The organism is Bradyrhizobium huanghuaihaiense (assembly GCF_007830635.1).
GTDB classification, from domain to species: Bacteria; Pseudomonadota; Alphaproteobacteria; order Rhizobiales; family Xanthobacteraceae; genus Bradyrhizobium; species Bradyrhizobium huanghuaihaiense.
The window spans coordinates 425567-441635 of the sequence record NZ_VLLA01000002.1 but is presented as its reverse complement, the minus strand read 5'-3'; the positions used below and the strand labels follow the sequence as shown (position 1 = coordinate 441635).

The following is a 16069-nucleotide window of genomic DNA, read 5'->3' as shown; positions in this document are numbered from 1 at the left end:
AACCCGTGCGGCTGATCCTGATCACATTGACGGCCCTCCTGCTCGCGACCGTGGTCGGCGTCGGCGCCACCTGGATGACGACGACGCGCGGCACCGAGATCGGCGCGCTCACCATCGGCGCCTGGACCGCGCGGCCGCGCACCGGCACGGCCGACGTCGATCCCTATTCGCGCGCCACCATCGTGCGCAACGGCGAGCTGCCGATCGGCACCGGCGACGGCGTCGCCTTCACCGCGACCGCGGACGACAAGAAGAAGGCGCTCGACGGCCGCTGCGACGTCGTCGTGTCAGGCGTGACGCCGCCGGCGCGGTTCTGGACGCTGACGCTGTACGACCGCAAGGGCCATCTCGTCGCCAACTCGCTTGCCCGCTACGGCTTCACCAGCCAGGAGATCGTGCGCTCGTCCGACGGCACGTTCGAGATCCGCATCGCCTCGCGCTCGCGCGCCGGCAACTGGCTGCCGACCGGCGGCATCGAGCGCTACGCCCTGATGCTGCGCCTCTACGACACCCCCGTCGGCGTCGCCACGCGCACCCAGCGCGACGCGCCGATGCCCACCATCTCGACGGTGGGCTGCTCATGATCCGGCTCGCCTTCACCATCGTTGCCGGCGTGGTGCTGGGCCTCGTGGTCCATCTCGTCAGCGTGCTGGCGCTGCCGCGGATCGCGACGCAGGACGCCTATTCGCGGCTGACGCCGATGACCAAGCTCAACGGCGTGACGCAGCTGCCCCTCGCCGATCCGCAGACCTCGCCGATGCCGTTCATGGACCCGGCCTTTGCGCTCGCGATCTGCCGCTACGACCTCTCGGGCGGCCCGATCAAGCTGACAGTGCCGGTGAGCCAGGCCTACACCTCGGTGTCGTTCTACACCCGCAACGAGATCGCCTATTACGCCATCAACGACCGCTCGGCCGGCCGCAAGGTGATCGAGCTCGACCTGATGACGGAAGCGCAGCACAACGAGCTGCCGGAGGACGAAGAGGTCACCGCGGCCGACCGCCTGATCATCGACTCCCCCAGCACCACCGGGCTGATCGTGATGAAGGCGCTCGCCGCCGAGCCCGGCCTGATGCCGCAGGCGCAGGCGACGCTTGGCGCGGCCACCTGCGGCCCGCAGACCGAGCAGCCGGCCAAGGCGGAAGCGCCGCGCGGCCGGCGCTGAGCGGGCGTTTCGACGGCGCCAAACAAAAGTTGCGAAAACAACCCCATGCACAGTAGCGGGGGCATTGAAATCATTGGACTAACCCTGACGCGTTCCGGTCGGATGCTGCTCGAAGCACGTTCGAAAATCGTCCACTGTCACCAAGATCGTCCTCGCCCCGCAAGCCGGCCCAGGCCTTGGTCAATATTTCGGGCGGTGCGACTTCGCCCACTCGCGGGCATGTGCAATAGGCTGGCGCGGCGGCAGGATCGCGCGCAGCTTCTGCGTCGTCGGCAGGCTCTCCATGCGCTCCCGCCATCGACAGAAGGCCGGAAATTTCGGGTACATGGCCTTGCCTTCCTCCGTCAGGCTGAACGCAAAGGTGCTCGGCAAGAGATAGAAATCCGCGATCGAGAGTTCTGGACCGAGGAGGTAGTCCCGACCATCGGCGAGCTCGCGCTCGATGGTCACGAGTGCGTTCTCGACCTTGGGCAGTGCGTGCGCCACTACCTTGTCATCGGATGCAATCCCGAGCTCGGGAAACACCAGCCGCTCGTGGGTCACATGGTAGATCATGTAGGGATAGACGTAGGAATCGACGACACCGATCCATTGATTCATGCGCGCTCGTGCGTGCGGGTTCTGCGGCGTCAGCCGTACTCCCGCGAACACCTCGTCGATGTAGCCGACGATGGCGCGCGTCTCGTAGACGGTGAAGTCGCCGTGCCGGAAGATCGGAACGCGATTGAACGGATGAAGCGCGAGATGCTCGCTCCTGCCCATCACGGGCTCGAGGTCCTCGAAGCGGTAGACCACATCCTTGTGGGTGAGGACGAGCCGCACGATGTTGACGAACGTGCTGCGGGGAAAGCCGTAGACGATGGTCTCGGACATCTTTTCTTCTCCCGGTTCGCTTGCTGTCGATCGGGCTCGATCAGCGCCAGAACGGCTTGTTCGCTTGCTCCAAGGCCTCTTCCCGGGTGAGCCCGAGATCGGCAAGGAGATGGGGATTGTCGGCAATCGCGCGAAGATCGTCGCGCTGATTTATCCGCTCGATGCGGGCAAGCCATCTGTCGATCGTTGTCAGCCATGAATTTTGCTTATGACCCACGACAGTCGTGCTGCCCTGAACTCGCGCCAAAAAGCCTCGATCGGCAAAAGACATTGACATTTGTCGGCTCCGGATCGCATGATTTCGCGTCGTTGCCGCCTGCATAAGGCCGCGAGGGCGAAGGCCGCAAAGCATCCTTTCTCGGGCGTGCCCTAGATTTTCTCATGACCTACCCGGACTTTCGCGATGCGCCCGCGTTTACCGCCATTGAACGCACTGAAGGCCTTCGAAGCCGCAGCCCGCCACGAGAGCTTCACGCGGGCCGCCGAGGAGCTGTGCGTCACGCAAGGTGCGGTGAGCCACCAGGTCAAGGCGCTCGAGACGGAGCTCGCAATCAAGCTGTTCAGCCGCGAGCGCCAGCGCCTGATCATCACGGAAGCGGGCCGCGATTATCTCGCGGTGATCCGCGATGCGCTGGATCGAATTTCCGCGGGCACCGAGCGCCTGCTGCAGCGACAGAACGCAGGCGTGCTCACGGTCAGCACGTCTCCGGATTTTGCCGCCAAATGGCTGGTGCACCGACTGGGCAATTTTGCGGAATCGCATTCGGGAATCGATCTCCGCGTCTCGGCAACGATGCATCACGTCGATTTTGCACGCGAGGAGGTCGACCTTGCAGTGCGCCATGGCGATGGAAACTGGCCGGGCCTCGATGCCACGAGGCTCTGCACGGAACGGCTCTTTGCCGTATGCAGTCCCAAGCTGCTGTCGGGCCGCCGCCGCATCGGCGGGGTCGCGGCTATCCTGAAATTTCCCCTGATCCACCTCGACAGCAGGTCCGACTGGGCAAATTGGCTGCGCGGCGTCGGGATTGACGATGCCGACGTCACGCATGGTCCGGTGCTCAATCGCGCCAGCATGGTCATCGATGCCGCAATCAACGGCCAGGGCATCGCCCTGGCTCGCACGACATTAGGGGCCTGGGACCTGATCAACGGCCGGCTGGCACTGCCCTTCCCGGACTCCCTGCCGTTGTCGAAGAGCTATTGGATCGTCTGCCCCAAGGCGACCGCATCACTTCCGAAGATTGCGACATTCCGTGACTGGCTGCTCGCGGAGGCGTCGAGCGACCTGCGCCTGCTCAAATCCTTCACCGGCACTTCAAAGGCAGCGACGCGGCGGCACCCATGACGATTTCAAGCACCGCCAAGCCGATGACAATTCGCCAAGCCTGCTCATCTCACCCTCTCATTCGGCAGCATCGGAATAAGTACGTCGATACGTCGAACGATCTCGTCGCGGGTCGCCTCATAGTCGTCGACGCCAAGGGGTATGCCGGACCAGTAGGTCACTTCGGTGGAACCGCGCTGCTCAGCCGGAACGTCGTCGAATGCGACCACCTGGCTCGCTGCGGCCACATCGTCCGCGCTCAGTTGTTGCGGCGTGTTGGCGGGCTCCAGACCATCGAGCGCCAAGCCATCCATGATCCGGACCGGCACCGACCGATAGAGATCGATGCCGCGCGAGACGGCCGCAAACGGCAATCCCCGCTCCTGCGCGGCCTTGTTGAAATAGGCCGCGGCCATCTGGCTGTTCACGACGCCGTGCAGGCAGACGAAGACAATCGTCTTTCGCTCCTCGGCCGCGGCCGACGTCGTCAAAATCACAAGCACAGCCGCGGCGAGGCGCAACCTCACCTCAGCCGCCCTTCGCAGGTTTCGCATCGTCGGCATCCGCCTTTCCTCTTCAATCGCGGTGTGCGGGCTGGATGATCCCATCAAGGCCGACATTGTGCGCGATGGTACCGCGCCAGATCACCTCTCCGCTTCGCCGTAGGTGATGTCATCGAAGAGCGTCACGCTGTCGGCCTTGGTCCAGAGCCCGACCTTGCCGGCATCAGCGAAGGTGGAATCCTCGACCTCGAACAGTTGTTTGCCGTTGAAGGACACGCGGAAGCGCGAGCCGTTGAAGTCGACGCGCAGGCTATGCCAGGTGTCCGACGGAACCTTTGCGTCAATCCCGTATCCTCCCTTGCGGCCGACGATGTCGAGCGGCCTGCGAGCCCCGTTGACAGTCTTGTAGAGAACGACATTGTCCTCGAGGGCATTGGCCCGAGCGACGTAGTAGTTGTTCGCATCTTTCGCCCGCCAGACGATGCCGGCGGCGCGATCCTGCGATCCCGCGACGGCCTTGAACTTGATCTCGACAAAGCCGTCTTTGATGTTGGTGTCGTTCTTCAGCAGCAGCGGGTAAGTCGCGCGGCCGGATTGCCTGAGCACCTTTGATTTCGACGGCGCCGTCGCATCGTTCTCGACCGTCCATTTTGGGGCGCCAGTTCCTGTGAGGGTGGAAGTCCAGCCCTGGGGCGCCGCCCCGGTCTGCGTACTCTCGAAGCTGATCGCATCGTTTGACATGGCACTTACTCCCATCAAGAACAGTATGGCAGCGAGGATGGCCCTTCGGCGTTGCGGATGAGACATGGGCGGAGATCCTGCAATATCGGGACGGCACAGGTCGCTCAAAGAGCCTCACCGGCCCTTTGATTGCCTTCCAAACATGATGTCCGCGGGAAAAATCGGAGGTCTGCTTTCGTCCACATGTGCAAATCCTCGACACGTCGAGCGTTGCACAGTTCTTGGACCGAGGCCTCAAGGGGAGACTGTGGTTCCCCTGGACACGTCGTAGTTCAGGAAAGCGACAAATGCAATACCGGTCGCTTTCGTGCCAACTCACGGGCGGCACGACGCGTCGAAAGCTGATCGCGTGCCTGGGCGTCTCCGTTCCCTAGGCACGCGTGAGCTTCACCGAGCTGGATCGGTTCATAGCTCCTCTGCAGAAGGCTGCGACACCGCTATCGGAGACGATCCTCCGCCGACGACGTGAGCGACGCGCCAAAGAATGTCTGACCCCGCCTGATCGACGCGCCGCGTTCAAGACCCGAAGCCGTCTCGCTACCTCACCCGCGCCGCACGCTGCGCCATCCGCGCCCACAGCAGCGCCAACGGTCCCAGCGCGATTCCGGCGGCAAGAACGATGAACGCCAGCAGCCAGCCGGCCGCGCTCTGCGGACCGCCGGCGATGTCGAGAGCGGCGCCGGTGCTCCATGCTCCAAGTGCGGACAGGCCGAAGCCGACCGTCGAGTGCAGGGCGAGCGTCGCCCCGCGATGCTCGGATGCCGCCGCAGCCGACATGCCGGCAGTCAACGCGCCGGAATCGGCCGGCACGGTCAGTCCATAGAGGAGCAGCAACAGTGCGAGCAGCCATGCCGGCGCCGTTGCATTGAGCCCGATCACCAGCGCCACGCAGGCCGACGCGATCATCACAAGCGTGATCGCGCGGTGGCGTCCGAATTTCAGCGCGGCCTCGTTACCGAGGATACTGGCGGGCATCGAGATCACCGCGAAGCAGAAGCTCAGCACGACGGGACTCAGCCACGACGGTGCGCCCTGATGCGCGACGACGAACGTCCAGAACCCGACCAGCCAGGTGCGGATGCCGTAGAGCTCGAAGCAGTGGGCGCCATAGCCCAGGATGTATCCGAGCGCCTCGCGGTTGGCGAAGACGGGCGCGAAGTTCAGCAGCCGCCCGACCTTCGGTACAGGCTGCCGCCGGTCGATCAGGAGGCACGCGACAACCATTGCGATCGGGCCGCAGGCGGTGACAAGGAAAGCGGCCCGCCATCCCCAGCTGTCGGCGATCAGTTGCGCGACGAGGAACGAGAGCCCGACGCCGACCGAGAAGCTCGACGTGTACAGGGTGACCGCCCGCGACGTGTCGCCGGCGGGAAGCCGGTCCGTCAGCGCCTTCAGGCCGGGCATGTAGGCGCCGGCAAATCCAAGTCCTGCGAGCGACCAGATCGCGGTCCCCGACCAAAACCCTTGCGCGAAGATGCCGAATGCTACGGTGGCTAGGCCACTGACGATCGAGCCCCAGAGCAGGACGAGGCGCGCATCGATGCGGTCGGTCAAGGTCGTCAGCACGGGCACGGCGAGCATGTAGCCGAAGGCATAACCGCTCGCCATCAACCCGCCTTCGGCGGCGGAGAGACCCCACGCCGGCATCAGATGCTGCGCCAGGTTTGCGGACAGCGTGACATGCGGCAGCAGATTGCCGACCTGGCCGATGCACATCACCGCAATCAGGGACCGAGCGCTCAGCTTAGGAATTTTGTTCTCCCACCTGGAGGGGCGTCGATGTTGCCTGCTCGCTACGTAACAGCAAGAGCGCAAAGAAGGCCGAAAGCGAAACGAGCGCGCTGATCCACAGCGCGCTGCTGCCGATGTGCTCTACCATCAGCCCCAGCGCGAGCGGTGCGGCGGCACCCGTTACCCTCGAAGGCAGCGAGATCATGCCGACGCGCTTGCCGAAACCGGCCGGCCCGAACAGCGCAAGAGGAAGCGTCCCGCGGGCGATGGTGATGATGCCGTTGCCCGCGCCATACAGCACCGTGAAAGTCGTCGCGAGCAAGGGGCCGCCCGCGACCAGCGCGACGACGCCGATCGGATTCATGAGCATGGCCAGCCTCGCCGAGAGCAGCGGATGAAACCTGGCGAGCCATCCCGCCTCCAGAAGCCTCGCGCCGACCTGTGCAGGCCCAACCAATGCGCCCGCGAGCAAGGCCTGCGCCGGACTAGCACCGAACGCAACCAGCATGGTCGGCAGAATGGCCGAGATTCCCGAACTGACGAAGCTTGCCGCCGCGAACATGTAAGCCAGCAGCACCATCGCGAAGGTCTCGCTCTGGCGTCCGGATTGCCGGTTCGCAGCCGCACCCGGTCGAGGCTGCTGGTCCAATGGAACGGCGCGCGGCAGCGAGAGATTGAGCGGCAACGCGAGCGCGATATGGATCGCCGCCCAGACCTGGCAGGCGACGCGCCAGCCATACTCGGAAGCAAGCCACGTCGTGAGCGGCCAGCCGAGCGTGCTGGCGAAACCGGCGATCAGGGTGATGCCGGTGATGGTTCGCCGCGCATTGGTGCCATAGATCCGCGCAAGCGTTGCGAAGGCCGCTTCATAGAGGCCCATGCCCATGCCGATCCCGAGCAACGCCCAGGCCGCGATCAACACCGCCGCGCCATGGGCCACCGACAGCAGGAGCAACCCTGCCACAAACACGACGTTCGAGATCGCGAGCAGACCGCGCCCTCCGAACGTGTCGATGGCATGCCCGACCCGCGGGCCGAGCAGCCCGGAGATGACGAGCGCGCCCGAGAGCGCACCGAACACATAGGTCGGCGCAAGACCGAGATCGCGGGCGATCGGTGCAGCCAGGATGGCGGGAAGATAATAGCTCGACGCCCACGCAATCGTCTGGGCGGTGCCGAGCGCGAGCACGATGGCGAGCGGGCCTCGAGCCTGGCCCGCAGGGACTTGCGTCATGAGCAGCCACACCCCGCGGTGCCAGCCTTCTTGGCCGTTTCATCAGCGGCACAGCAGGCTGATAGCTCCTCCTTCGGAGGTCCGCCGCAGCATCCCGCTGCGGCCCCGGTCTCGACGCCGCCACGCGTGCAGACGCCGGTCTCGGGCAGCACAAGCTCGACTCTCGCCGCCGCCACCTTGTCGCCAGCGAGATCGGCCGCGATCGAGCGGACCTGCTCGTATCCGGTCATCATCAGGAAGGTTGGCGCACGACCGTAGGATTTCATGCCGGCGAGATAGAAGCCCGGTTCATCGTGCGCGAGCTCGCGCGCGCCGTGCGGGCGCACCGTGCCGCAGCTGTGCTCGTTGGGATCGATCAGCGGCGCCAGCGCGACCGGCGCCTCGATGGCCGGATCGAGCCGCAGGCGCAGCTCGGACAGGAAGGAGAAGTCTGGACGGAAGCCGGTCGATACGATCAATTCGTCTGCGATCACGCTGCGCGCACCGGAACAGGAACCGGCTGCAATTTTGAGGCGGCCTTCAGATCCCGAGAGATGCGTGACGCCAAATTCGGCCTCAACTCTGATCTTCCCGGAGGCGACAAGCGCGGCGAAGGCAGCGCCAAGCTCACCGCGTGCGGCGAGCTTATCGTTGCGGCCGCCGCCGAAGGCCTTGGCGGGATCGGCGCCGCGCAAGAGCCAGACGGGTTGCGTGCCCGGCACTTGATCGGCGAGATGCACGAGATCGATCAGCGTGCCAACGGCGGAATGGCCGGCGCCGAGCACAGCAACGATCTTCCCGGCATATCTGGAGCGAGCGGCACCTCGCACATCCGGCATGCCGTAGGCAACGCGGCCGGCGCATTCAGGCTCGCCGATCGCCGGCAAACCGTTGCGGCCGGCCGGATTCGGCGAGAACCAAGTGCCTGATGTATCGATCACGGCATCCGCCCGCAGGACCTCGGGGCCCTTGCCGTTCTGGTAGCGGATTTCGAAAGGGGCTTGCTCCCTGCCCCTGGTCTTCGCCTTGTCGAAGCCGACGCGGCTGATGGCCGAGACGCGGCTCGATGTCCGGATCGCCTCACGCAGCGGCGTTCGCGTGGCGAGCGGCATCAGGTACCGGTCAAGCAGCTCGCCGCCGGTCGGATAGGACTGAGGGTCCGGCGAATTCCATCCCGTCGGCGCCAGCATGCGCGCGGCGGCCTTGTCGACATTGTACTCCCACGGCGAGAACAGCTGGACATGCTGCCATTGCCGGATCGCGTGTCCCGCCTCAGGGCCCGCCTCGAGCACGACGGGCGACATGCCGCGTTCGAGCACATGGGCTGCTGCAGCGAGGCCAACAGGCCCTGCCCCGATGATAGCAACCGTCTTGGCGTTCATTCGGCTTCTCCCATCTTTCTAGAATCATCGAATAATATCGGCCAAAAAAAGATCACGCCGCCGTCTGCGTAGTCTTGCATCCGACTTCGTCTGCGCAGCACTCCGCCGCCAGGAAATCGACCAGCCCCCGCATGGCCTCGAAGTTCGCGTGACAGACGAGCGTCGTGGATTCCCTGATCTGACTGACGAGCCCGACCGAAACCAGGGTCTTGATGTGATGCGACAGCGTCGAAGCCGGGATCTTCAGCTTTTCCTGCAAGCGGCCGACAGGCATGCCCGAATGTCCGGCCCGGACCAGGGCGCGATAGATCTGAAGCCGGGTCCGGTTGCCCAGAGCTTCCAGGCGCGCTGCTGCGTCATCGATTTTCATGGCCGACACCATGCGCCCGATCGTTCGTGCCGTCAACCATATTTCTAGAATATTCGAAATAATGTCTGTGAAGTGCTGCGCATTCGGGTTGACGGAGACCTTTACATTTCCATAAGTCTGGATATATGGAAACAGAAGAAGCTGTCCTGGCGCTCGCCGCCCTGTCCCAGTCGACCCGTCTGGAGGCGTTCCGGACCCTGGTCCGGCACGAGCCCGACGGCCTTGCAGCCGGCGACCTCGCGCGCCTTTTGGAAGTGCCTCAAAACACGCTCTCCGCGCATCTGTCGATCTTGAGCCGGGCCCGCCTCGTCTCCTCCGAGCGGCACAGCCGCTCGATCATCTACCGCGCCAACCTCACCGAATTCCGCGACGTTGCGGTTTTCCTGCTGCGCGATTGCTGCGGCGGACGGCCTGAGGTCTGCGAGCCGGTGGTCGACAGTCTTCAAGCCTGCTGCTCGCCGAAACGAAAGGAGCGAGCGCGCTGATGGAGACATTCGACCTTCCGCGGCGGTTGGCGGCCGAGGCACTCGGCACCGGCATCCTCGTCGCCACCGTCGTCGGCTCCGGCATCATGGCGGAAACGCTGACGAAGGACGTCGCGCTTTCGCTTCTGTGCAATACCTTGCCGACCGGGGCCATTCTCGTCGTCCTGATCACGGTTCTTGGTCCGATCTCCGGCGCGCATTTCAATCCGGCGGTGACGCTGGTCTTCACCGGCAGGCGCGAGCTGCCGGTGAATGAAGCCGCGCTCTACGCGATTGCGCAGATCGCCGGCGGCATCGCCGGGACGATCGCGGCGCATCTGATGTTCGGCCTGCCCCTGCTCGATCCGTCGACGAAGGTCAGGACCGGCGGGGCACAATGGTTTGCCGAAGCCGTCGCCGCTTTCGGGCTGGTCGCGACCATCCTCGGCGGCATCCGCTTCCAGCGCGCGGCGGTTCCCTGGCTGGTCGGCCTCTACATCACGGCCGCGTACTGGTTCACCGCATCGACGTCGTTTGCCAATCCGGCGGTGGCAATTGCGCGATCGCTGACGAATACCTTTGCCGGCATTCGCCCGGCTGATCTTCCCGGGTTCATCCTCGCGGAGCTCTGTGGCGCGATCGCCGGCATGCTATTGATGAACTGGCTGCTGGGGCAAACCAAGGCGCGCGGCCCTATTCCTGTTGCGGAGACCCGATCATGAGTGTCACGATCTATCATAACCCCGACTGCGGCACTTCGCGCAACACGCTTGCGATGATCCGGCAGAGCGGCGTCGAGCCCGTCGTCATCGAATATCTGAAGACGCCGCCATCGCGCGACAGGCTCAAGGAGCTGGTCTCGGCGATGGGAATTCCCGTTCGCGCGCTGCTGCGCGAGAAGGGCACGCCTTACAAGGAGCTTGGCCTCGCCGACTCCAAATGGACGGACGACGAATTGCTCGATTTCATGATGGCGCATCCCATTCTCATCAACCGTCCGATCGTGGTGACGGCGAAGGGCACGCGGCTGTGCCGGCCCTCGGAGGCCGTCATCGATCTCCTGGACAATCCAGTCGGCCGCTTCGTGAAGGAGGATGGCGAGGTGGTCGAGGCCAGGTAGGCTCGCCTCGCCCCCATTCATTCCGCTCCAGGCCAAACATCGTTCCTAGTGAATGATCTGGCCGCGGAAATCCCTCGCGCTTAGTCTTGGCCCCCGCCCCTGAGTTGCGGACGCCGCCGGATGCGATAAACCGATGCCGGCGGAATGTTGAGCGCGGTTCGCCCGACCAGGCTCGCCTTCAGCCCGAGACGATCGAGGATGGGCCGGGGCACCGGGCAGCGCGGTCCGTAGGTGAACTGGTAGAGCGTGCCGCTCTCCTGCATGTGGCGGAAGGCGCCCGTCAGGATCGCGATCACCTTGCGCGGCGACATCGACAGAAGTGGAAGGCCGCTGACGACGGCCGAGGCCGGCGCCGTGAACCGCTCGTACTGGGCGAGCTGGCGCGCATCCATCCAGAGCACGCGCGCGCGCGGGAAGCGCTCCTGCAACAGGCGGACGAAATCCGAACCATATTCGATCAGCAGCAGGTCGCGCTCCGCGATTCCTCGCCGGAGCAGCGCCCTGGTGAAGATGCCGGTGCCCGGTCCCAGCTCGATCACCGGCCCGGTCCCCGGCACGATCTCCTGCGTCATCAGGCGCGCCAGTGACTGGCCCGACGGCGCGATGGCGGAGACCTGCCAGGGATTGGACAGGTACGAGCGGAAGAACTGGAAGAAATCAGCAACTGCGGTAGCGTTCATTGCAATCCTCTGTTTCCCGCTCGCGAGGAGCAGACGGGTCTGTCCCGAAGAAAGCTGGTGCAGCTACGATGCGATGTTGTGTTGCCGGGCCTCGCCCTGAGCGGCGTTGGAGTCAGCCTCCCACGCTTCCCATGTCGCGAGGCGATCGGCATAGGCGGCCCGGGCGCGCGGCAATCCCTCAGTGCCGACAAAGAATCGGAGCGGAGGATTCTCGGCGTCGACGATCTTCAGGATCGCATCGGCCGTCGCCTCCGGCTCGCCAAACTCGAGCTTGGCACCGGCGGCAAACACCTCCGCCCGCGTATTGCTGTAGGCGTTGATGACGGGCGAGATCCTGAGCGAGGCCATGCTGGCAAAGCCCGTCGCATAGGCGCCGGGCTCGAGCAGCGTGACTTTCAGCCCAAAACCCTTGACCTCCTGCGCCAGGCTTTCATGAAGAGCTTCGATGGCGAATTTCGAGGCGTTGTAGAACCCGGTGATGGGCCCGGCGACGATGCCCGCAACGCTGGACACACCGATGATGTGACCACTGCCCTGTCGTCGCAGCAGGGGAAGCGCGGCCTGGATGACGCGGAGAGCGCCGAAGAAATTGGTGTCGAACTCGGCGCGGACATCGGCCTCGTGTGCTTCCTCGATCGCCCCGACCAGCGCGTAGCCCGCGTTGTTGAGCACGACGTCCAGCCGTCCGAAATGCGCGTGAGCCCGGGTCACGGCATTCTGCACCGCGCGGGCATTGGTCACGTCCAGGGCGATCGGCAGCACGGCGTCGCCGTAGACTTCCGAAAGATCAGCCACGTCAGCCAGAATGCGGGCGGTGGCAGCCACCTTGTCGCCGCGCTTGAGGGCAGCCTCTGCCCAGACGCGGCCAAAGCCGCGGGATGCTCCGGTGATGAACCAGACTTTGCCAGACATGCGATATCCTCGATGGATTGAATTGGACTTACGCGGCAAGCCTATCCTCGCCGGCCAGGATCGGCAGTGACGAGGCGCGCCAACGAAGTTGCCGCAGGCGCCAAAAAGGACGCAGCAGCCGTCAGTGAATCTTGTTGCCGTGCAGCTCGCGCCAGCGGCTCGGCGTCACGCCTTCCCAATATCGGAAAGCGCGGTAGAAGGAGCTCGCGTCCTGGTAGCCCAGGAGGCATGCGACCTCGTCGATGTCAGCCGTTGGATCCGACAGAAGCTGCCGCCCGAGCTCCTGACGCGCCTCGACGAGCAGCTCGCGGAAGCTCGCGCCTTCCTCGGTGATGCGGCGCTGCAGGGTCCGCTCGCTCAGGCCGAGATCGCGCGCGACGTCGGACAATTCCGGTCGCCCGCTCGCAAGGCTGCGCTTGAGAACGACCTTCACCTGCTCCCTGACGGAGCTGCGCGCTTCCAGCTCGCCCAGGGCCGACGCCAGTGCCGGCGTCAGGATTTCGAGCAGCTCCTTGTTGTGGCCGGGAAACGGACGATCGAGGTCAGCGGATTTCAGGACCAGCAGGTTTCGTGCCGCGCCATAGCGGATTTGGCATTCGAAATAAGTGTGGTGGACATCGCTCTTGGGGCGAGGACGAACCAGCTCCACCCGCTTCGGCGTCAGGTGCTGTCCCGTCCCGCGACGCCCCAGCTCGACCAGCGTGGCGAAGGTCACGTCGGTCGTAATCGCCGGCTCCGGATCGGTTGCGTACTGCCACTCCGTCGTGACCACGCACTCGTCCTTGCCTTCATCGACGTGCAGCTGCTCGGGTGAGCACAGCCGCTTGAAGCGCGCGATGCGGTGCAGTCCGTCCCGATAATCCCGCGCATAGAACGCAGCAAGGCTCGGCGGCGGATGCACCGCCGTCTCGACGCTCTGGACCAGCATCAAGCCGAGCCCGGGCACCGGCTTCAGCTCCTCAAGCGCTCTCCAGAGCGCAAAATATTGCACTGTGGTGACCTGCCCTTGATCGTTCAGGTGCAAGGTTGCCGGCAATTTCGCCTGCCGCAACAGCACGGCCGGCGGCACGCCGATATGTTCGACGGCCTGCCAAAAGGCTCGGGGGACCTTGCACCTGTCTGCCGCTGTTCCGCTCATGACCGATCCCTAGCGCATCTGGCTCATGATAACGCGGTCGAACATGCGGTCGCCGAACCACTCGCGAATCTTGATCATCGGCAGGGCATATTTGCCCGCAACGTAGCGCGTGCGCGGCTTCGGCTCCCTCACAGCCCGGGACACGATGTCGGCGATGACGCTCGGATTGGTGCCGCGTCCCTGTCCATAGGCCTCACGGGTCGATTTCGCGACGGCCTGCGTGAGTTTGGCGTAGGGACCTTCACCCGATCGCTTGAGCAGACCATTGGCGACCACATCGCCAAATCCGGTCTCGATCAGGCCGGGCTCGACGACGACGACCTTGATGCCGAAGGGAGCGAGCTCGAGCCGAAGGCAGTCGGACCAGCCTTCCAGCGCATGCTTGGTCGCGTGGTACCAGGCGCCGAGGAGCGTGTAGATCTTGCCGCCCATCGAGGTGATGTTGACGATGGTGCCTGCCCGCTTCTCGCGCATTTTCGGCAGCAGGAGTTGCGTCAGGCGGGCGGCGCCGAACAGGTTTACCTCGAACTGGTAACGCGCTTCGTCGATGCCGACGTCCTCGACGGGACCGTAGAGGCCGAAGCCGGCGTTGTTGACGAGCACATCGACGCCGTCCACTTCGCGCAGGATGGCATCGACCGCCGCCTGGATGTCGGCCTCGCTCGATATGTCCATGCGCAGGGACCTTGCCCCGAGCCTGACGAGATCATCCATCTTGTCGACGTGGCGCGCGGCGACGAAGACCTGAAAGCCGTCCTTGATCAGACGCCTTGCGATTTCCTTGCCCATGCCGGAGGAGGCTCCGGTGACGAGCGCGGTTCTTTTCGATCTGTCGAACATGTCAACCTCTCTTGGTTCCGATCCTTATCCTGCCGCCTCCCCGGCACGAATTGACTGACCAAGCGCGCCACTAGACTTGCACAACGCGCCAATCCTGGCGACCGGCCAAACTGCTGTGCTCGCAGGAAAAAAGCGCGGTCCGGGCGACCGCGCTTGCGGCAGAACAGTTGGGGGTGGCGGAAGGCCCCTACCCGCGAACGCGGTGGAATGCGCGGGTTTGTCCCATCGCCGGCAGGCCGAGATAGCCGCGCAGATGCATCTTGCCGTCCTTGACGGAGGCCTTGCAGTTGTAGGTGCGCCCCGACGAGGCGTCATAGATCGAACCGCCGCTCCACTCGCCATTTTCCCAGTGCAAGCCCGTGATGAAGACGATGTTCTTGAGCGACCGCGAACGCAGCGCGGGGTCAGGATTCTTGGCGTCCTTCTTGAAGGTCACATTGTCCGCCTCGACGATCTCGTTGCCATAAAGCATGCGCGCCTGGAATTCTGCGCCGGCCTTGAACATGTCGAGCTTCACGGTGCCGTCGTCCGCCTCCCATGTTCCGACGATCGCGTCGGGGACCGGTGCCTCGCCGTGCGCCATCGGCATCAGTCCGATGTTCAGGGTCGCCATCAACAGGAAAATGGCGGATCGACGGGAAAAATGGAATGATTGCATGGTCTGTTCCTTGGTCTGCGGTTGGGAGGAGCGATCAGGCCGCTCACTGGTCTCGCAGACGTCTCTAGATTTCAGGAACAGCGTTGGCAGCGGCACAAGGCGCCAACGGGATTGCGAGATGTGCCAATCAATGCCGCGGAGCCCCGCGACGCGCCGCAAACCGAGACGGATCGCTAGTGGATGATCTGGCCGAGGAAATCCCTCGCGCGTTCAGTCCTCGGCGCGCGGAAGAAGGTCTCGGGATCGGCCTCCTCGACGATCGCGCCGCGATCCATGAACACCACCCTATCAGCGATCTCGCGGGCAAAGCCCATCTCGTGCGTGACGCAGACCATGGTCATGCCGTCCCGCGCGAGCTCCGCCATGGTATCGAGCACTTCCTTGACCATCTCCGGGTCGAGCGCGGAGGTCGGCTCGTCGAACAGCATGATCTTCGGCTGCATGCACAGCGCACGCGCGATGGCGACGCGCTGCTGCTGGCCGCCGGAGAGCTGCCCCGGATATTTGTTTGCCTGGTCGTGGATGCGCACCTTGCGCAACAGACCGATCGCACGCTCATGTGCCTCGGCGCGCGACAAGGCCCGCACCTTCATCGGCGCGAGCATGCAATTCTCGACGACCGAGAGGTGCGGAAACAGGTTGAAGCTCTGGAACACCATGCCGACCTCGCGACGGACGCCGTTGATGTCGTCCATCCGACCCGTCAGCTCGACGCCATCGACGACGATCCGGCCGCCATCGTGCTTCTCGATGTGGTTGATGCAGCGGATCAGCGTCGACTTGCCGGAGCCCGACGGACCGCACAGCACGATCTTCTCGCCGGCCGCGACGCTGAGATTGACGTCATTCAGCGCCGTGAAATGGCCGAACCGCTTCACCAGATTTTCCACGGTGACGATGGGCGTCGACCGTCCGGCCTCGTTCCCGGCTGTGTGTTGAAGCATTTTTCTCT

General features: G+C 64.5%; 20 protein-coding genes. 6 read left to right on the top strand and 14 right to left on the bottom strand.

Features of this window, described 5'->3' with window-relative positions; all coding sequences use genetic code 11:
• Window positions 1-5: 5 nt before the first annotated feature.
• Window positions 6-584, top strand: a complete 579-nt coding sequence (locus IQ16_RS06055) for a DUF1214 domain-containing protein (protein WP_018647812.1) — start codon at window positions 6-8, stop codon at window positions 582-584.
• Window positions 581-1165 (top strand): DUF1254 domain-containing protein, encoded by a 585-nt coding sequence (locus IQ16_RS06050; protein WP_018647813.1) that lies wholly within the window; start codon window positions 581-583, stop codon window positions 1163-1165. Before IQ16_RS06055 ends, IQ16_RS06050 begins: the two co-directional genes overlap by 4 nt.
• A gap of 180 nt (window positions 1166-1345) precedes the next feature.
• Here IQ16_RS06050 and IQ16_RS06045 read toward each other — a convergent pair whose 3' ends face one another.
• Window positions 1346-2038: a glutathione S-transferase family protein gene (locus IQ16_RS06045; protein WP_018647814.1), complete on the bottom strand. Its 693-nt coding sequence runs from the start codon at window positions 2036-2038 to the stop codon at window positions 1346-1348.
• Window positions 2039-2078: 40 nt separating this feature from the next.
• On the bottom strand, window positions 2079-2315 hold the full coding sequence (locus IQ16_RS06040) for a DUF1127 domain-containing protein (protein ID WP_080648172.1): 237 nt from the start codon (window positions 2313-2315) through the stop codon (window positions 2079-2081).
• A 126-nt stretch (window positions 2316-2441) separates the two neighbouring features.
• Here IQ16_RS06040 and IQ16_RS06035 point away from each other — a divergent pair, with 126 nt between their 5' ends.
• Entirely contained in the window at window positions 2442-3386 is a 945-nt protein-coding gene (locus IQ16_RS06035; protein WP_018647816.1) for a transcriptional regulator GcvA, read from the top strand.
• Window positions 3387-3430: 44 nt separating this feature from the next.
• On the opposite strand, the gene IQ16_RS06030 is transcribed toward IQ16_RS06035, so the two are convergent.
• The 6 genes from IQ16_RS06030 to IQ16_RS06000 all read right to left on the bottom strand — a co-directional run bounded on the left by IQ16_RS06030 (window position 3431) and on the right by IQ16_RS06000 (window position 9305).
• On the bottom strand, window positions 3431-3928 hold the full coding sequence (locus tag IQ16_RS06030) for an arsenate reductase/protein-tyrosine-phosphatase family protein (RefSeq protein ID WP_018647817.1): 498 nt from the start codon (window positions 3926-3928) through the stop codon (window positions 3431-3433).
• Between the two features lie 81 nt (window positions 3929-4009).
• Window positions 4010-4609 (bottom strand): 3-keto-alpha-glucoside-1,2-lyase-like domain-containing protein, encoded by a 600-nt coding sequence (locus IQ16_RS06025; RefSeq protein ID WP_018647818.1) that lies wholly within the window; start codon window positions 4607-4609, stop codon window positions 4010-4012.
• 537 nt (window positions 4610-5146) lie between these two features.
• Window positions 5147-6325 carry an MFS transporter gene (locus tag IQ16_RS06015; RefSeq protein WP_035668138.1) on the bottom strand — a complete coding sequence of 393 codons (1179 nt, stop codon included), beginning with the start codon at window positions 6323-6325 and terminating at the stop codon, window positions 5147-5149.
• Window positions 6326-6353: 28 nt separating this feature from the next.
• Window positions 6354-7574: an MFS transporter gene (locus tag IQ16_RS06010; RefSeq protein ID WP_035668174.1), complete on the bottom strand. Its 1221-nt coding sequence runs from the start codon at window positions 7572-7574 to the stop codon at window positions 6354-6356.
• Window positions 7571-8935, bottom strand: coding sequence for an NAD(P)-binding domain-containing protein (locus IQ16_RS06005; protein WP_018647821.1), 1365 nt, complete (start codon window positions 8933-8935; stop codon window positions 7571-7573). The genes IQ16_RS06010 and IQ16_RS06005 overlap by 4 nt, the downstream gene beginning before the upstream one ends.
• Window positions 8936-8987: 52 nt before the next feature.
• Window positions 8988-9305 carry an ArsR/SmtB family transcription factor gene (locus tag IQ16_RS06000; RefSeq protein WP_026312783.1) on the bottom strand — a complete coding sequence of 106 codons (318 nt, stop codon included), beginning with the start codon at window positions 9303-9305 and terminating at the stop codon, window positions 8988-8990.
• 125 nt (window positions 9306-9430) lie between these two features.
• On the opposite strand from IQ16_RS06000, the gene IQ16_RS05995 reads away from it, so the two are divergent.
• Genes IQ16_RS05995 through arsC form a run of 3 tightly spaced genes read left to right on the top strand, consistent with a single transcriptional unit; the run spans window position 9431 to window position 10889 of the window.
• Complete coding sequence (locus IQ16_RS05995; RefSeq protein ID WP_018647823.1) at window positions 9431-9790, top strand: ArsR/SmtB family transcription factor; 360 nt, start codon at window positions 9431-9433, stop codon at window positions 9788-9790.
• The gene (locus IQ16_RS05990) at window positions 9790-10491 is read left to right on the top strand and encodes an aquaporin (protein WP_018647824.1); all 702 of its coding nucleotides are present in this window, start codon (window positions 9790-9792) and stop codon (window positions 10489-10491) included. The genes IQ16_RS05995 and IQ16_RS05990 overlap by 1 nt, the downstream gene beginning before the upstream one ends.
• Entirely contained in the window at window positions 10488-10889 is a 402-nt protein-coding gene (gene arsC / locus IQ16_RS05985) for an arsenate reductase (glutaredoxin) (RefSeq protein WP_018647825.1), read from the top strand. The genes IQ16_RS05990 and arsC overlap by 4 nt, the downstream gene beginning before the upstream one ends.
• 80 nt (window positions 10890-10969) lie before the next feature.
• On the opposite strand, the gene IQ16_RS05980 is transcribed toward arsC, so the two are convergent.
• The 6 genes from IQ16_RS05980 to IQ16_RS05955 form a co-directional block, all read right to left on the bottom strand.
• Complete coding sequence (locus tag IQ16_RS05980) at window positions 10970-11569, bottom strand: class I SAM-dependent methyltransferase (RefSeq protein WP_018647826.1); 600 nt, start codon at window positions 11567-11569, stop codon at window positions 10970-10972.
• 63 nt (window positions 11570-11632) lie between these two features.
• Complete coding sequence (locus IQ16_RS05975) at window positions 11633-12481, bottom strand: SDR family NAD(P)-dependent oxidoreductase (protein ID WP_018647827.1); 849 nt, start codon at window positions 12479-12481, stop codon at window positions 11633-11635.
• A 121-nt stretch (window positions 12482-12602) separates the two neighbouring features.
• Complete coding sequence (locus tag IQ16_RS05970; RefSeq protein WP_026312785.1) at window positions 12603-13619, bottom strand: AraC family transcriptional regulator; 1017 nt, start codon at window positions 13617-13619, stop codon at window positions 12603-12605.
• A gap of 9 nt (window positions 13620-13628) precedes the next feature.
• Window positions 13629-14459: an oxidoreductase gene (locus IQ16_RS05965; RefSeq protein ID WP_018647829.1), complete on the bottom strand. Its 831-nt coding sequence runs from the start codon at window positions 14457-14459 to the stop codon at window positions 13629-13631.
• A gap of 187 nt (window positions 14460-14646) precedes the next feature.
• A complete protein-coding gene (locus tag IQ16_RS05960; RefSeq protein WP_244635538.1) occupies window positions 14647-15276 on the bottom strand; it encodes a DUF2147 domain-containing protein in 630 nt (209 codons plus the stop codon).
• Window positions 15277-15290: 14 nt separating this feature from the next.
• Window positions 15291-16061, bottom strand: coding sequence for an amino acid ABC transporter ATP-binding protein (locus tag IQ16_RS05955; protein WP_018647831.1), 771 nt, complete (start codon window positions 16059-16061; stop codon window positions 15291-15293).
• Window positions 16062-16069: the final 8 nt, after the last annotated feature.

What these genes read in the sequence shown, in the direction of transcription:
- IQ16_RS06050 (WP_018647813.1), top strand. Translation starts at nt 581, where the DNA reads ATGATCCGGCTCGCCTTCACCATCGTTGCCGGCGTGGTGCTGGGCCTC.
- IQ16_RS06045 (WP_018647814.1), bottom strand. Translation starts at nt 2,038, where the DNA reads ATGTCCGAGACCATCGTCTACGGCTTTCCCCGCAGCACGTTCGTCAAC.
- IQ16_RS06040 (WP_080648172.1), bottom strand. Translation starts at nt 2,315, where the DNA reads ATGTCAATGTCTTTTGCCGATCGAGGCTTTTTGGCGCGAGTTCAGGGC.
- IQ16_RS06035 (WP_018647816.1), top strand. Translation starts at nt 2,442, where the DNA reads ATGCGCCCGCGTTTACCGCCATTGAACGCACTGAAGGCCTTCGAAGCC.
- IQ16_RS06030 (WP_018647817.1), bottom strand. Translation starts at nt 3,928, where the DNA reads ATGCCGACGATGCGAAACCTGCGAAGGGCGGCTGAGGTGAGGTTGCGC.
- IQ16_RS06025 (WP_018647818.1), bottom strand. Translation starts at nt 4,609, where the DNA reads ATGTCAAACGATGCGATCAGCTTCGAGAGTACGCAGACCGGGGCGGCG.
- IQ16_RS06015 (WP_035668138.1), bottom strand. Translation starts at nt 6,325, where the DNA reads ATGTGCATCGGCCAGGTCGGCAATCTGCTGCCGCATGTCACGCTGTCC.
- IQ16_RS06010 (WP_035668174.1), bottom strand. Translation starts at nt 7,574, where the DNA reads ATGACGCAAGTCCCTGCGGGCCAGGCTCGAGGCCCGCTCGCCATCGTG.
- IQ16_RS06005 (WP_018647821.1), bottom strand. Translation starts at nt 8,935, where the DNA reads ATGAACGCCAAGACGGTTGCTATCATCGGGGCAGGGCCTGTTGGCCTC.
- IQ16_RS06000 (WP_026312783.1), bottom strand. Translation starts at nt 9,305, where the DNA reads ATGAAAATCGATGACGCAGCAGCGCGCCTGGAAGCTCTGGGCAACCGG.
- IQ16_RS05995 (WP_018647823.1), top strand. Translation starts at nt 9,431, where the DNA reads ATGGAAACAGAAGAAGCTGTCCTGGCGCTCGCCGCCCTGTCCCAGTCG.
- IQ16_RS05990 (WP_018647824.1), top strand. Translation starts at nt 9,790, where the DNA reads ATGGAGACATTCGACCTTCCGCGGCGGTTGGCGGCCGAGGCACTCGGC.
- arsC (WP_018647825.1), top strand. Translation starts at nt 10,488, where the DNA reads ATGAGTGTCACGATCTATCATAACCCCGACTGCGGCACTTCGCGCAAC.
- IQ16_RS05980 (WP_018647826.1), bottom strand. Translation starts at nt 11,569, where the DNA reads ATGAACGCTACCGCAGTTGCTGATTTCTTCCAGTTCTTCCGCTCGTAC.
- IQ16_RS05975 (WP_018647827.1), bottom strand. Translation starts at nt 12,481, where the DNA reads ATGTCTGGCAAAGTCTGGTTCATCACCGGAGCATCCCGCGGCTTTGGC.
- IQ16_RS05970 (WP_026312785.1), bottom strand. Translation starts at nt 13,619, where the DNA reads ATGAGCGGAACAGCGGCAGACAGGTGCAAGGTCCCCCGAGCCTTTTGG.
- IQ16_RS05965 (WP_018647829.1), bottom strand. Translation starts at nt 14,459, where the DNA reads ATGTTCGACAGATCGAAAAGAACCGCGCTCGTCACCGGAGCCTCCTCC.
- IQ16_RS05955 (WP_018647831.1), bottom strand. Translation starts at nt 16,061, where the DNA reads ATGCTTCAACACACAGCCGGGAACGAGGCCGGACGGTCGACGCCCATC.